General features: G+C 35.8%; 15 protein-coding genes. 10 read left to right on the top strand and 5 right to left on the bottom strand.

Annotated elements, in window-relative coordinates; all coding sequences use genetic code 11:
* The first annotated feature begins 323 nt into the window (after positions 1-323).
* Positions 324-1,019 (top strand): ABC transporter ATP-binding protein, encoded by a 696-nt coding sequence (locus tag AB1422_10675; GenBank protein MEW6619780.1) that lies wholly within the window; start codon positions 324-326, stop codon positions 1,017-1,019.
* Here AB1422_10675 and AB1422_10680 read toward each other — a convergent pair.
* The 3 genes from AB1422_10680 to AB1422_10690 all read right to left on the bottom strand — a co-directional run bounded on the left by AB1422_10680 (position 1,016) and on the right by AB1422_10690 (position 3,236).
* Complete coding sequence (locus tag AB1422_10680) at positions 1,016-1,324, bottom strand: flagellar biosynthesis anti-sigma factor FlgM (GenBank protein ID MEW6619781.1); 309 nt, start codon at positions 1,322-1,324, stop codon at positions 1,016-1,018. The genes AB1422_10675 and AB1422_10680 overlap by 4 nt on opposite strands.
* Before the next feature lie 322 nt (positions 1,325-1,646).
* Entirely contained in the window at positions 1,647-1,892 is a 246-nt protein-coding gene (locus tag AB1422_10685; GenBank protein ID MEW6619782.1) for a four helix bundle protein, read from the bottom strand.
* A gap of 153 nt (positions 1,893-2,045) precedes the next feature.
* Positions 2,046-3,236, bottom strand: a complete 1,191-nt coding sequence (locus AB1422_10690) for an ATP-binding protein (GenBank protein ID MEW6619783.1) — start codon at positions 3,234-3,236, stop codon at positions 2,046-2,048.
* Positions 3,237-3,881: 645 nt separating this feature from the next.
* On the opposite strand from AB1422_10690, the gene AB1422_10695 reads away from it, so the two are divergent.
* From AB1422_10695 to AB1422_10715, 5 genes are all read left to right on the top strand, one after another.
* A complete protein-coding gene (locus AB1422_10695) occupies positions 3,882-5,042 on the top strand; it encodes a GuaB3 family IMP dehydrogenase-related protein (GenBank protein MEW6619784.1) in 1,161 nt (386 codons plus the stop codon).
* A 354-nt stretch (positions 5,043-5,396) separates the two neighbouring features.
* Positions 5,397-6,335: an SDR family oxidoreductase gene (locus AB1422_10700; GenBank protein ID MEW6619785.1), complete on the top strand. Its 939-nt coding sequence runs from the start codon at positions 5,397-5,399 to the stop codon at positions 6,333-6,335.
* Positions 6,336-6,508: 173 nt separating this feature from the next.
* Positions 6,509-7,120 carry an HAD family hydrolase gene (locus AB1422_10705; protein ID MEW6619786.1) on the top strand — a complete coding sequence of 204 codons (612 nt, stop codon included), beginning with the start codon at positions 6,509-6,511 and terminating at the stop codon, positions 7,118-7,120.
* Positions 7,121-7,137: 17 nt separating this feature from the next.
* Positions 7,138-7,374 carry a hypothetical protein gene (locus AB1422_10710; GenBank protein ID MEW6619787.1) on the top strand — a complete coding sequence of 79 codons (237 nt, stop codon included), beginning with the start codon at positions 7,138-7,140 and terminating at the stop codon, positions 7,372-7,374.
* 169 nt (positions 7,375-7,543) lie between these two features.
* On the top strand, positions 7,544-7,846 hold the full coding sequence (locus AB1422_10715; GenBank protein ID MEW6619788.1) for a hypothetical protein: 303 nt from the start codon (positions 7,544-7,546) through the stop codon (positions 7,844-7,846).
* 8 nt (positions 7,847-7,854) lie between these two features.
* Here AB1422_10715 and AB1422_10720 read toward each other — a convergent pair whose 3' ends face one another.
* Positions 7,855-8,115 (bottom strand): hypothetical protein, encoded by a 261-nt coding sequence (locus AB1422_10720; protein ID MEW6619789.1) that lies wholly within the window; start codon positions 8,113-8,115, stop codon positions 7,855-7,857.
* A 199-nt stretch (positions 8,116-8,314) separates the two neighbouring features.
* Here AB1422_10720 and AB1422_10725 point away from each other — a divergent pair, with 199 nt between their 5' ends.
* The 4 genes from AB1422_10725 (at position 8,315) to AB1422_10740 (ending at position 11,826) form a co-directional block, all read left to right on the top strand.
* On the top strand, positions 8,315-8,563 hold the full coding sequence (locus AB1422_10725) for a hypothetical protein (GenBank protein ID MEW6619790.1): 249 nt from the start codon (positions 8,315-8,317) through the stop codon (positions 8,561-8,563).
* A 107-nt stretch (positions 8,564-8,670) separates the two neighbouring features.
* On the top strand, positions 8,671-9,960 hold the full coding sequence (locus tag AB1422_10730; GenBank protein ID MEW6619791.1) for a UDP-glucose/GDP-mannose dehydrogenase family protein: 1,290 nt from the start codon (positions 8,671-8,673) through the stop codon (positions 9,958-9,960).
* A gap of 481 nt (positions 9,961-10,441) precedes the next feature.
* Positions 10,442-10,897 carry a dTDP-4-dehydrorhamnose 3,5-epimerase family protein gene (locus AB1422_10735; GenBank protein MEW6619792.1) on the top strand — a complete coding sequence of 152 codons (456 nt, stop codon included), beginning with the start codon at positions 10,442-10,444 and terminating at the stop codon, positions 10,895-10,897.
* Positions 10,894-11,826, top strand: a complete 933-nt coding sequence (locus AB1422_10740; protein ID MEW6619793.1) for a UDP-glucuronic acid decarboxylase family protein — start codon at positions 10,894-10,896, stop codon at positions 11,824-11,826. Before AB1422_10735 ends, AB1422_10740 begins: the two co-directional genes overlap by 4 nt.
* A gap of 38 nt (positions 11,827-11,864) precedes the next feature.
* Here AB1422_10740 and argC read toward each other — a convergent pair whose 3' ends face one another.
* Positions 11,865-12,959, bottom strand: coding sequence for an N-acetyl-gamma-glutamyl-phosphate reductase (gene argC / locus AB1422_10745; GenBank protein MEW6619794.1), 1,095 nt, complete (start codon positions 12,957-12,959; stop codon positions 11,865-11,867).
* Positions 12,960-13,360: the final 401 nt, after the last annotated feature.

The following is a 13,360-nucleotide window of genomic DNA, read 5'->3' on the forward strand; positions in this document are numbered from 1 at the left end:
TGTCCACAACTTACCCACAATTGCTTGGATAACTCCTTTGGAGTTACCCACACTCTCCACATCACTACCAGTACTAATAATTAATTTTTTAATTTTATTTTCAACCCCCAACCCCCAATCTTGGGGGCTTTAATAAGGAATTAGGATTGTGGCATTCAAAATGACCAACAATATATATTATACGAGGACGATGAAAATGTAGTTTTATGATTCGATGGTTTTATAGTTTAAGAAGATAAGCATGGACGCAGGATACAAGTCTGGAGATACTATACTAATTCACTAATCTCTAATTCACTAATTCGCTATTTTCAGGAGAAGAAATGCTGAAGGTAGAAAATCTTGAGGTTTATTATCATCATATCCATGCCCTTGCAGGGATTTCATTCGAGGTAAATGAGGGAGAGATTGTTGCCCTCTTAGGGGCTAATGGTGCGGGTAAAACAACAACTCTTGCCGCTATCTCAGGATTGGTAAAGATATGTAATGGGGCAATTAGATTTTTAGACCAGGACATTACCCCTTTAAAACCACATCAGATTGTTCAACTTGGAATTACACAGGTGCCTGAAGGAAGAGGGATATTTGAACCATTAACCGTGATGGAAAATCTCCAACTTGGGGGTTGGACAAAAAAGAACTCAAAAAAACAAATAGCCTATGTTTTTGAGATATTTCCACTTCTTTATGAGCGTCGGGCACAAGTCGCCGGCACATTAAGTGGTGGGGAACAACAAATGTTAGCCATTGGCAGGGCTTTGGTTAGCAATCCTAAACTTTTACTCTTAGATGAACCATCTTTAGGATTAGCCCCTAAACTTATCGAGAGGATATTTAAAACAATTGCACGGATTAATCAAGAAGGAACATCTATTCTCCTTGTAGAACAAAATGCTTATATGTCACTTAATATTGCTCATCGCGGGTATATTTTTGAAACAGGGAAAATAATATTGGCGGGGAAAAGTGATGAACTTGTCCAAAATGAATTAGTGAAAAAGGCCTATTTAGGTCATTAACTTAAGCCGATGCCTATCATCCGTGCCATTCTCTCGGCAACCCCCTCTATTATCTCTTCTTTTGTGAGAGAATGACTATTCAGTCGTTCGATGACCTCTGAGATTTTTTCCTGACGAATATCAGGGATGGCAACCATTATCTTTTTTGCTAATTCTTTTGCTTCAACCCTCTCCTGTTGAATTCCTCTTGCCTGAGAAGAAATAGATACTTTATCTGCAAGTGCCGGATCATTCTCTATTCCTTTGGGTTTGACCCCATTTACCTCAGTTACTTTTGGTGTTAATGTAATTGGATTTACTACCATAATTTTATCTCCCCTCCTTTTTTAATCGACATTTATTTAAAAAAACTTTAGTAAAATTTAAAAAAAAATTAACTTTTCTGTAACTATTCAGCATACCAAGCAAGTAGGAAGTAGGAAGTAGGAAAGGGGGAAAATACTTCATACTATTTTACTCTTAATTGATTTGATTAAACCTATAAGCATCCTACTCACTTCTTCAGATATATCCCAAATGGATTGAAAATCTGGCAGATAATTAAGATCTTTAGATAGAATTAGATAATACCTTTCCTACTCTCCTACTTCCTACTTTCAGGGAAATCTCCCCCATTTCACTGACGCATTACCTTAGTTCTTCAAGAGAGCCCTGGCTTATATTATAGGCATTTAACTTATTCTTTATGCCTTGTTTCTTAAAACCTTCTGCAATATTTGCTGGAATAGAAACAGCCGCTTTGCACATCTGTTGCACCAATCCATATTTTTCTTCAGTGGGGAAGTTTTTGGTTATTTCGTATATTCTTATCACTAAATGATGGCTTTTTTGCCATACTACAAGTTGTCTAAAATCATCTAACTTCTCATTCATTTTCTTCCCCTTTCCTACTTCCCTACTCTCCTACTTTCCTACAGGGTGAATAGTTACACTTTTCTTACCATTTCAAATATATCATAGAATTATATAGATGTCAATTCTAAACATAGCCTGGATTATCCAATTAGCGTTACGCCAGTTGGATAATTAACGCTTTGCTTGCTCTAATATCCAGCGTTTGAAAAAGATATCACAAATTATGTATTGGCCATTTTCCTTTTCTATTAGTTCTTTTTCCATTAGTCCCTTGAGTGCCTTTTGAACACTTGAAGGTGCTCCCAGATTATATCTTCTTAAGAAATCAGTTGAGAATACTTCTGCCTTTTCTTGTTGACTTAAACCTGCCAGAACCTGTTTTTGTTTTAGAGTCAAGGTATCCCAAATAGTGGCAAAAAGGGTTGATTCTTTCTTAAGCAATCCCAAAAGAGCCAGAGCAACACTCTTTTCTTCTACTTTTACCTGGTCGCTATATTCATCCCATAAAATATGGCAGAGATATTGAGTATAATAAGGATGGCATTCAGAGATTTCTACAATTTTTTCTATGGTTTTGTCTTCTATCTGAATCTGGCTTCTTTTGAAGTGGTATTTAATAAACGAAATAAGATTACCTTTTTCTATTTTTCCCAATGGGAAGTGCTTGCCACTTTTATAAAAAGGCCTGTTGAGATTGTAAAACATATCAAACATTAGATGGTGTTTACTTCCCATAAAGATGTAACTTACATTTCGATGAGATTGAAATACAGAGCGCATCTTTTTCTCTATTTCATCATCCCCATAATTAGCAATCTCTTGAAATTCATCAAAAACCACCACACCATTCATTCCTCTTCTATCCGCTTCTTTCTTAACCGCGGTGAGTAAATCATCTAATATTGGGCTAATATTGGTAGTTTTATCATATTCAAATTCAACCTCTGGCAGATTATCAGGTCGAATTACTATCTTAGGAAGCAAACGGGGTAATAGTTCTTTTATCCTTTCCATAACTACTTCAATTTTACCCTTAATACTCTGACTTAAAGCTCGAGCATAAACTTCTATAAACTTTTCTTTTGTGATAGCCGGATACAAATCAATATAGGCAATGAGAAAAGGTCTATTCTGAAGATTTCTAATCACTTCCTTAATAAGAGAAGTTTTTCCATATCGTCTGGGAGAGAAAATAATTATATTTTCTCCATTTTCGATATCTTTTACCAGTTCAGCGATTTCATCTTTTCGGTTACAAAAGGCGTTTCCAGAAACCTCTTCTCCATAAATAAAAGGATTCTTCATCTGTTTTACTGCTACGGATACGAATTTGCTTTCTGAGCGTTTTGTGTATTTATTCATTTTTGCATCTTCTGATGACATTTTAGCAGAAATTTTGTCCTATGTCAACAAAAACTTTCAACCTGTATGGTTAGAAATTAGGAGATAATATTTTGGGGACGCTGTCCCCAATCCCCCCGTAGGCGTTAACTTAAGAGACAAAATATAACATGGAATATTCTGGCATACCTTTTAAATCCTTGTTAAGGTAGTAGAGCGTAGGAGAGCAAATATCTTCTATCAGTTTGTAATTCTGTGATAGAACTGTGTAATGTCAGTCGTCAGTGGCGTGGGGGGATTAACCTGACTTTTAGAAGAAATCACGGAAACACAGAAATGATGAAACACGGAAAATTGATTTTTACTCTGTGTTTCTGTCCTTCCGTGTTTCTGTGGTAACAACTCTCATTTTCAAGAGAACGCCCCCCATTTCACTGACCCATTACAACTATACTTCATTTCCTCATAAATTATACTTAATTAGGCAGAGATCTGAAAACAGAAGATAGACTTCTATCTTCTGACCTCTGTTCTCTGTCTATAGTTATAAACTAAAGGAATCACCAGGAACTTTTAAGAAATCACAATAATTGTTAAAATTTTTCTTGACGAATAACAATAAATCTTGTATACTTAAAATAATAAATTTAAAGGAGGTTGTTTAGAATGGGTTTATGGATAGGAAGAGGTCGTAAGGCGCGAAGATGCTATGGATTTGATGAAATCGCTATAGCACCTGGCGTTGTAACTATTGACCCGGATGATGTTGATATTCATTTTAGATTAGGAAATTTAAAATTTGAGATTCCGATTATTGCCGCGGCAATGGATGGAGTTGTAGATGTAGAATTTGCTATTGAAATGAGTAAATTAGGTGGTTTGGCAGTTTTAAACTTAGAAGGTATTCAAACTCGATATGGGAATCCGAAAAGTGTTATTGATAAAATTGTCTCTGTCCCTCCAGAAGAAGCAACTAATATCCTTCAACAGATATATGAAGAACCTATTAAAGAAGAGTTGATTGAAAAGAGGATAAAAGAAATTAAATCGGCAAACGCTATCGCCGCCGTGTCCTCAATTCCACAACGAGCAGAAAGATTCGCTCAAATTGCTCAAGATGCAGGAGCAGATATATTTGTTGTTCAATCAACTGTAACCACAGCAAAATATATCTCAAAAGATAAACCTTTTTTAAACTTTAAAGAATTAAAAAAGAAATTATCCATTCCATTAATCGTGGGTAATTGTGTTACTTACGAAGCCAGTCTTGAGATTCTGAGAACAGGCATTGATGGTTTATTAGTTGGAGTAGGCCCTGGAACCGCCTGCACAACTCGTGGAGTATTAGGCATAGGAGTTCCCCAGGTTAGTGCCACGGTTGATTGTGCCGCGGCAAGAGATTTCTATTATAAACAAACAGGAAGATATATTCCGATTATCACTGATGGGGGGATGTCGGTAGGTGGGGATGTATGTAAGGCATTTGCGGCTGGTGCAGATGCGGTAATGATTGGCTCATCATTTGCTAAGGCTAAAGAATCACCTGGAAAAGGCTACCATTGGGGAATGGCAATGCCTCACCGTAATCTACCACGAGGCACTCGAATTTATGTCGGGACTGCCTCGAAATTAGAAGAAATACTCTACGGGCCTGCTCATTTAGATGATGGCTCACAAAATCTCGTCGGCGCTCTTAGAACCGCAATGGGTATGTGTGGAGCGAAAAATATAAGAGAAATGCAGTTGGTCGAATTGATTATCGCCCCGGCAATCAAAACCGAAGGTAAAATATTCCAAAAAGCCCAAAGAATAGGAATGGGAAAATAAGAGAGAAAGTTTATATAGCAGTTATTAGTCAAAATTTTATTCAGGGTGGATAAGTAAAAAATCCCAAATCCCAAGCACCAAATCCCAAATAAGCACCAAATTCCACATACCAAAAAGCGAATTAGAGATTAGTGAATTAGAGATTAGATTTTACTAATTCGCTAATTCGCTTAATTCACTAATTCACTAAATGGAATTTGTGATTTGGAATTTCATAGCCATATCTGGGTCAAATTCCGATTAATAAGTGCTATAGTAGATAGTTTATAGTTGATGATAGATAGTATAGCAACTATCAACTAATTTTCAGAAGGACATTTATACCGATAAGGTTCGGTACAAGGGAGGGAAAATATGACAACTTACTTAATTACTGGGGGGGCAGGTTTTATTGGCTCAAATATTGCTGCCAGATTAATTAAAGAAGACGGAAGTAAGGTTAAAATCTTAGATAATTTTTCTACTGGTAAGATGGAAAACATTAACCAGTTTTTAGACAAAATAGAAGTAATTGAAGGAGATATAACCAACTTAAAAACAGTCAAAAAGGCGTTAGAAGGGGTAAATTACTGCTTTCATCAAGCCGCATTACCATCAGTCGAGCGTTCTGTTAAAGACCCGTTTACCTCAAATGAGGTAAATATTACAGGCACTTTAAATGTTTTAATTGCGGCAAGAGATGCAGGCGTTCAACGAGTAATTTACGCCTCATCCTCATCTGTTTATGGAGATACACCTGTTTTACCTAAACGGGAAGATATGAAGCCTTCTCCACTTTCTCCTTATGCCGTAACAAAACTTACCGCAGAAGAATACTGCCAGTTATTTTATTCCATCTATGGATTAGAAACTATTTCCTTAAGATACTTTAATGTCTTTGGTCCTAATCAAGACCCAACATCTCCTTATGCCGCGGTTATATCAAAGTTTGTGACAGCAATGCTGACAGGAAAAGAGGTTTTAATTTATGGCGATGGAGGGCAATCAAGAGATTTTACCTATATCGATAATGTCGTTTCTGCTAATGTCTTAGCCACTAAGACGACTGAAGGACTTGGCGAAATATTTAATATTGCCTGTGGACAAAGGGTGACGGTTAATGAATTAGCCAGACATATCGCCAGAATACTCAATGTCGAGATTAAACCACAACATGTTGACCCAAGACCTGGAGATGTTAGACATTCTCTGGCTGATATATCAAAGGCACAGGCTTTTCTCGAATATGAACCTGAAGTTGGCTTTGAAGAAGGCTTACGCTTGACAATAGAATGGTATAAAAATAGGGTTTAGGAATAAGTTATGGCGAAACGCAGAAATAAAGGGACTCGGGACTCGGGACTCGGGACTCGGGAATAAAAGAATCCCCTAACCCCGAAATCCAAATCCCGAACCCCGATTTTCAGGGGAGAAGGCTCATGAACCGTGGATTCACAACAGGAGAATGAAAATAGGGAAAAAAACAGGTGGAGGAAAGATTTTCTCTCTACTATCTACTTTCTACTCTCTACTTCCTATTTTTAGGAGAAATAAGTCATTTAACTATTTTCTTGAAAAATATGAGGGGTGAAATAAAAATTAATAAAAACAAAGCCGTTTTCCTGGACCGCGATGGTGTGATTAATAAAAAAATAATTGGCGATTATGTAAAATGCTGGGAGGAATTTGAATTTCTACCAGGTGTTAAACAAGCAATAAAATTGTTGAATCAATCTCAATTTAAGGTGATTGTAGTTACCAACCAGGCATGTATTGGTAAAGGAATCATCAAAGAAGAACAACTACAACAAATTCATCAACAGATGCTCAATGAACTAAAGGATTATGGCTCTTCTATAGACGCAATTTATTACTGCCCACATCTTACTGAAGATAATTGTAATTGTAGAAAACCCAAACATGGAATGTTAGAATTGGCAGATAGAGACTTTCAGATAGATTTTAAAAACTCATGGTTGATTGGAGATGAAGATAAAGATATAGAAGCAGGCAAAAGGGTAGGTTGTAAAACTTGCTATGTAACTCATGAGAAAGGATTACTTCAAATCGTAAAAGAGATTATAGGAGAGAGAAGTTAAAAGGAGGACAGAGGGAAATGAACTTATGGGAATCATTAGCCCTGGTAGGCACAGCGGCGACAATATTAGGGGTATTTTTGACTGTCTATGGGGTAGTGAATAATAAAACACTAAAGAATGAAACCAAATTAACACGAGAAACAATAGAAGAAGAGGGTAAGTTGACACGAGAGATGATTAAAGAAACTACTGAATATTTAGGTAGGCTAATTGTGGCTGACGGAGATAGAACCCGTCTGGCTATGAGTAAGTAGAAAAGTTATCATACAGCAAATATAGAGAGAAGAAAGGTTATCTTTCTTTGAACCTGAAATTTGAAATTTATTCGGGATTTGGTGTCTGGAATTTGGAATTTCTGGGTGAATACCACCATCCGTCCAGTTAAAGATGTAGGTAAAGATTAGAAAAGGAGGATACAGGGAAATGAACTTATGGGAATCATTAGCCCTGGTAGGCACAGCGGCGACAATATTAGGGGTATTTTTGACTGTCTATGGGGTAGTGAATAATAAAACACTAAAGCATGAAACCAAATTAACACGAGAAACAATAGAAGAAGAGGGTAAGTTGACACGAGAGATGATTAAAGAAACTACTGAATATTTAAGCAGGTTGAGTAAAGAAACTACTGAATATTTAAGCAGGTTGAGTAAAGAAACTACTGAATATTTAGGTAGGCTAATTGTGGCTGACGGAGATAGAACCCGTCTGACTATGAGTAAGTAGAAAAGTTATCATACAGCAAATATAGAGAGAAGAAAGGTTATCTTTCTTTGAACCTGGAATTGTAACCGTTCAGGGGGTAATTTACCGCAGAGACGCAGAGGAACAGAGAAGATATGGAAATAAATCAGATAACAGAAAAGATTATTGGTGCAGCCATTGAAATACTTATGATCTGCTTGCCGAATGTTCAGCCGGCAAGCCAGATTTGTTAATCCATCCCTGATTTTCATCAGGGCAAGTTTAATGTTGTTGTACTCAAGAGCTTGCACTGATGAAAATCAGGGATGTTAAGCGTATCGTAAATAAATTTTAATTTTTTCTCTGCGTCTCTGTGTCTCTGCGGTGAACGGTTACCTGAAATTTGAAATTTATTCGGGATTTGGTGCCTGGAATTTGGAATTTCTGCGTGAATACCACCATCCGTCCAGTTAAAGATGTAGGTAAAGATTAGAAAAGGAGGATAGGGAAATGAACTTATGGGAATCATTAGCCCTGGTAGGCACAGCGGCGACAATATTAGGGGTATTTTTGACTGTCTATGGGGTAGTGAATAATAAAACACTAAAGCATGAAACCAAATTAACACGAGAAACAATAGAAGAAGAGAGTAAGTTGACACGAGAGATGATTAAAGAAACTACTGAATATTTAGCTAAATATTTAGGTGATCTAATTGTGGCCGACGGGGGTAGAACTCGTTTAGCTATGAGCAAGTAGAAAAGTTATCATCCAGAGAGAAGAAAGATTATCTCGATGAATTCTCTATTGGCAAATTCCAAAGGTAGAATCAAAAGTCTTTGACTACAAAGAGAGGAGAAAATTCAATGAAGATTTGTATGATTGGCACCGGCTATGTGGGGTTAGTTACTGGCACTTGCTTTGCAGACTTAGGAAACAATGTTATTTGTGTAGATAATAATGAAGAAAAGATTAATATCTTAAAAAGTGGTGGAGTGCCTATTTATGAACCAGGGTTAAATGAAATGGTAGAAAGAAATGTTAAGAAAAATAGACTTTCATTCACCACTTCAATCGTTGAAGGGGTTGAGGTATCAGATATTATCTTCATTGCGGTAAGCACACCACCTTTACCTGATGGAGAGGCAGACCTATCTTTTGTTGAAAATGTATCTAAAGAAATTGCTCAAACAATGAAAAGTTATAAATTAATCGTGGAAAAAAGCACTGTTCCGGTGCAAACAGGCGAATGGGTTAAACGCACGGTCAAATTAAATAATAAGCATCAGGTTGAATTTGATGTTGCCTCAAATCCTGAGTTTTTACGAGAAGGCTCGGCGGTATATGACATTATGCAGCCAGACCGAATAGTTATTGGCGTAGAATCTGAACGGGCAGAAAAACTCTTAAAGGAACTTTATGCCCCATTTAATGCCCCAATTGTTGTTACAGATATCAAAAGTGCTGAATTAATTAAACACGCCTCTAATTCCTTCTTAGCCCTCAAAATCTCATTTATTAATGCCGTGGCAAATATATGCGAACTCTCCGGAGCAGATGTTCTAAAGGTTGCCGAAGGAATGGGTTATGATGAACGGATAGGAAGAAGTTTCTTAAATGCTGGTCTTGGTTTTGGTGGCTCATGTTTTCCAAAAGACCTCTCTGCTTTTATCCGCCTCGCTCACAAACTTGGCTATGATTTTCAACTCCTGAAAGAGGTTGAGAATATAAACAGAGAACAACGAAAACTTATTGTGACAAAGATAAAAAACGCTGTCTGGATATTAAAGGATAAAAAGATAGGTATTTTAGGACTGGCTTTTAAACCTAATACAGATGATATGCGCTCTGCCCCTTCGGTTGAGGTAATTGAAATGTTACAAGGTCAAGGGGCATTTATCAAGGCATTTGACCCGGTGGCTATGGAGAAGGCAAAACCATTGTTAAAAAATGTTACTTTCTGCAAAGACTCTTACGAAGTCGCTGAAGAAAGTGATTGCCTGGTAATTATGACCGAATGGAATGAATTTAAAGAATTAGACTTAATTAAAATTAAGGAGAAAATGTCTAACCCGGTCATTATTGATGGAAGAAACATCTACGACCCGGCGAAAATGAAAGAATTAGGATTTGTGTATCATGGTATTGGGAGATAATAAGGTTCTGCAAAATAGGATTTGGGGGAGACAACAAATAAATATCAAATATCAAATATTAAATATCAAATATAAATATCAAAATGCAAAATTACAAATCAAATTCCAAAAAGGACTTCAAGTATTTTAATGCTGAAATGTAGTAGATAGTAGATAGTTTATAGTAGATAGTTTATAGTAGATAGTTTATAGTAGATAGTTTATAGTAGATAGTTTATAGTTGAAGGACTATAAACCATAAACTATAAACCATAAACTATAAACTATACACTATAAACTATACACTATAAACCCTAAACTATAAACGAGTTTTGCATTTTGCTCTTTGGAGGAAATTGATAAAAATAAAGGCTTTAAATACCCGCTTAAAAACTACAGTTTCCTGGTTTTGCAGAACTCTAATTGGGAGATAAAGAAAAAAAACTATTTACCCAATAAAATCATTTTCTGTGGCTGAACGATTACAAAAAGGTTAATGGTGATGATTGAAGGAATTAAAATTATTAAATTAATACCTCATGTAGATGAGCGAGGATTTTTAATGGAAATTCTGCGTAAAGATGCCCCACATTTTAAGCAATTTGGGCAAATCTATCTGACTACCTGTAATCCTGGTGTTATCAAAGCCTGGCATTCACATAAAAAACAGACGGATAACCTCTTTTTAGTTAAAGGAAGTCTTAAACTTGGTCTATACGATGGCCGAACTGACTCGCCAACATATAAACAGACCGGGACAATTATCATCACTGAATTAAATCGTCAATTAGTGCAAATTCCACCTTTTATCTGGCACGGATTTTTGGCATTAGGGAATGAACCCGCTTATGTCCTTAATATTCCAACAGAATTATACAATTATGATGAGCCAGATGAAATGAGGGTTGACCCGTTTGATAATGATTTTAATTTTGATTGGAAGGTAAAATCAGGATGAGAATTTTAATTACTGGTGGTGCTGGATTTTTAGGTTCACATTTATGTGATTATCTACTCAATATAGGACATGAGGTTATCGCTATGGATAATCTCATCACCGGCAACATAGATAATATCAGCCATATCCGGAGTGAGAAATTTCAATTTTATAGACATGATGTCACAGAATTTATTTATGTAGATGGGCATTTAGACTTTATTCTTCATTTTGCCTCCCCTGCCAGTCCAATGGATTATGTAAAATATCCGATTCAAACATTGAAAGTAGGTGCGTTAGGAACGCATAAAACATTAGGATTAGCCAAATACAAAAAAGCCTCTTATTTACTTGCCTCGACATCAGAGGTCTATGGTGACCCATTAATTAGTCCGCAACCAGAAGATTACTGGGGTAATGTTAATCCTATTGGACCACGGGGGGTATATGATGAAGCAAAACGATTTGCCGAGGCATTGGTTATGGCATATCATTCCATTCACGGCATAGAGACCCGTATTGCCAGAATATTCAACACTTATGGTGAACGAATGCGATTAGAGGATGGACGAGTAGTGCCAGCATTTATCCCGCAAGCATTAAAAAATGAACCAATAACAGTCTTTGGTGATGGAAGTCAAACTCGAAGCTTTTGTTATGTCGCTGACCTGGTTGAAGGAATTTATAAGTTGATGTGTTCAAATTGTCATACTCCAGTTAATCTTGGCAATCCACAGGAAATGACGATTTTAGAATTCGCACAAAAGATAATTGAAATTACCAACAGTAAAAGTGAGATAATTTATAAACCATTACCTACCGATGACCCGAAACAACGAAGACCGGATATTACTAAGGCTAAAACATTACTCGGTTGGGAACCAAAGATAAATTTTGACGAAGGAATGATAAAAACTATTAATTGGTTCAAAAAACGGTTAAGTGTCTAATAAAAACAGGTGAAAAAATGGATAGTGTCCTATCATAGCTAATTTACCATCACGGTTTTCTTTAGGGCATTTGAAAAAGGCAGACCCTCTGTCTCATCCAGCCCAAACATAATATTCATATTTTGAACAGCCTGTCCAGCCGCCCCCTTAATAATGTTATCTATACACCCCATTACTATGTAAGTACTTGTTCTTTCATCAACTTGAATACCAATATCACAAAAATTAGTCCCTTCTACATTCTGGATTTCTGGATATTCTCCTTGCTTGCAAATTCTAATAAATGGTTTATCTTTATAAAATTCTTGATATTTTTCAACGAGAGATTCAAATGTCATCCTTTTCTGTAGTTTAATATAAGTTGTTGTAAGCATTCCATATTTAAAACTGGCTACATGTGGAGCAAAAAGAACTTTAACTTTATCCTGGATTAAATCTCCTAATTCTTGCTCTATCTCTGGTATATGAGGATGGATACCTATTTTATAGGGTTTAATATTTCCTTCGACTTCGATAGCTAAATTCCGGTCATTTGGCTTTCTCCCGGCACCAGAAACACCGCATATTGCCTCAATAATAATTATTTCCTTTTTCTCTATGAGTTTATTAATAAATAAAGGGGCTACTGAAAGAATAGTGCAGGTTGGATAACAGCCTGGATTTGCTATAAAAAATGCATCTTTTATCTTTTGAGAGTATATCTCGGGTAATCCATAGACTGCTTCATTAAGAAGTTGTCTATTATTTTGCTTGAAACCATACCACTTATATAAATCAGCATCTTTCAATCTAAAATTTGCACTTAAATCAATAAATTTAATATTTGATTTTGTCTTTTGTGCTTTTTTAACTAAATTTGATGTTTCTGTTAAAAATTCACCGTGAGGTTTTGAAAGAAATACCACATCGCACTTTTCTATTACTTTATCCGCATTGTATTCACTACTTTTTAGCTCGAAAATACCTTCTAAAAATTTATGAATATCACTTATTTTTTCTCCTCCTTTGGTTTCTGATACTAATAAAGTTATAGTTGCATACTTATGGTTAGCTAATAACTTTAATAATACACCAGAGGATATACTGGCGGCACCTATTATTCCAATCCTGATTTTCTCTTTGTTTTTTTTCATAACTATTTTTCTTTCTAATATTTTCTGAAGTGAAGCACCAGACAATGGTTGTTTCACTTCACCTGGGTAAATAATTACAATAATATTATATTATAATTATATATTTTTTGTCAAGTCTTTTAAAAAAGAGGCAGAAGTTCTCGGTGAATTTTTAGAGACTGAATTTACCTATGTTTAGGAGAGATAGAAAAAATTTTTTCGTAAACATTTTGAGAGAAAAATAAGGAATAATGAGCCTCTATCTAATTTTTCACCGAGAATTCTTGCGGTTCAACAGCAATTCTCGGTGAAAATAAGAAATGGGTATTTATGAGGGTTTTTCGGGATTATGAAATATATTTTTCGTAAAGATTTTTGTTTTTTGAAAAAAAGATATAGACTTTTTATCTTAAATGTGGTAT

The organism is bacterium (assembly GCA_040757115.1).
Lineage (GTDB): Bacteria > UBA9089 > CG2-30-40-21 > CG2-30-40-21 > SBAY01 > JBFLXS01.

Coding starts and splice junctions, on each gene's coding strand:
- AB1422_10675 (MEW6619780.1), top strand. CDS start 324: ATGCTGAAGGTAGAAAATCTTGAGGTTTATTATCATCATATCCATGCC.
- AB1422_10680 (MEW6619781.1), bottom strand. CDS start 1,324: ATGGTAGTAAATCCAATTACATTAACACCAAAAGTAACTGAGGTAAAT.
- AB1422_10685 (MEW6619782.1), bottom strand. CDS start 1,892: ATGAATGAGAAGTTAGATGATTTTAGACAACTTGTAGTATGGCAAAAA.
- AB1422_10690 (MEW6619783.1), bottom strand. CDS start 3,236: ATGAATAAATACACAAAACGCTCAGAAAGCAAATTCGTATCCGTAGCA.
- AB1422_10695 (MEW6619784.1), top strand. CDS start 3,882: ATGGGTTTATGGATAGGAAGAGGTCGTAAGGCGCGAAGATGCTATGGA.
- AB1422_10700 (MEW6619785.1), top strand. CDS start 5,397: ATGACAACTTACTTAATTACTGGGGGGGCAGGTTTTATTGGCTCAAAT.
- AB1422_10710 (MEW6619787.1), top strand. CDS start 7,138: ATGAACTTATGGGAATCATTAGCCCTGGTAGGCACAGCGGCGACAATA.
- AB1422_10715 (MEW6619788.1), top strand. CDS start 7,544: ATGAACTTATGGGAATCATTAGCCCTGGTAGGCACAGCGGCGACAATA.
- AB1422_10725 (MEW6619790.1), top strand. CDS start 8,315: ATGAACTTATGGGAATCATTAGCCCTGGTAGGCACAGCGGCGACAATA.
- AB1422_10730 (MEW6619791.1), top strand. CDS start 8,671: ATGAAGATTTGTATGATTGGCACCGGCTATGTGGGGTTAGTTACTGGC.
- AB1422_10735 (MEW6619792.1), top strand. CDS start 10,442: ATGATTGAAGGAATTAAAATTATTAAATTAATACCTCATGTAGATGAG.
- AB1422_10740 (MEW6619793.1), top strand. CDS start 10,894: ATGAGAATTTTAATTACTGGTGGTGCTGGATTTTTAGGTTCACATTTA.
- argC (MEW6619794.1), bottom strand. CDS start 12,959: ATGAAAAAAAACAAAGAGAAAATCAGGATTGGAATAATAGGTGCCGCC.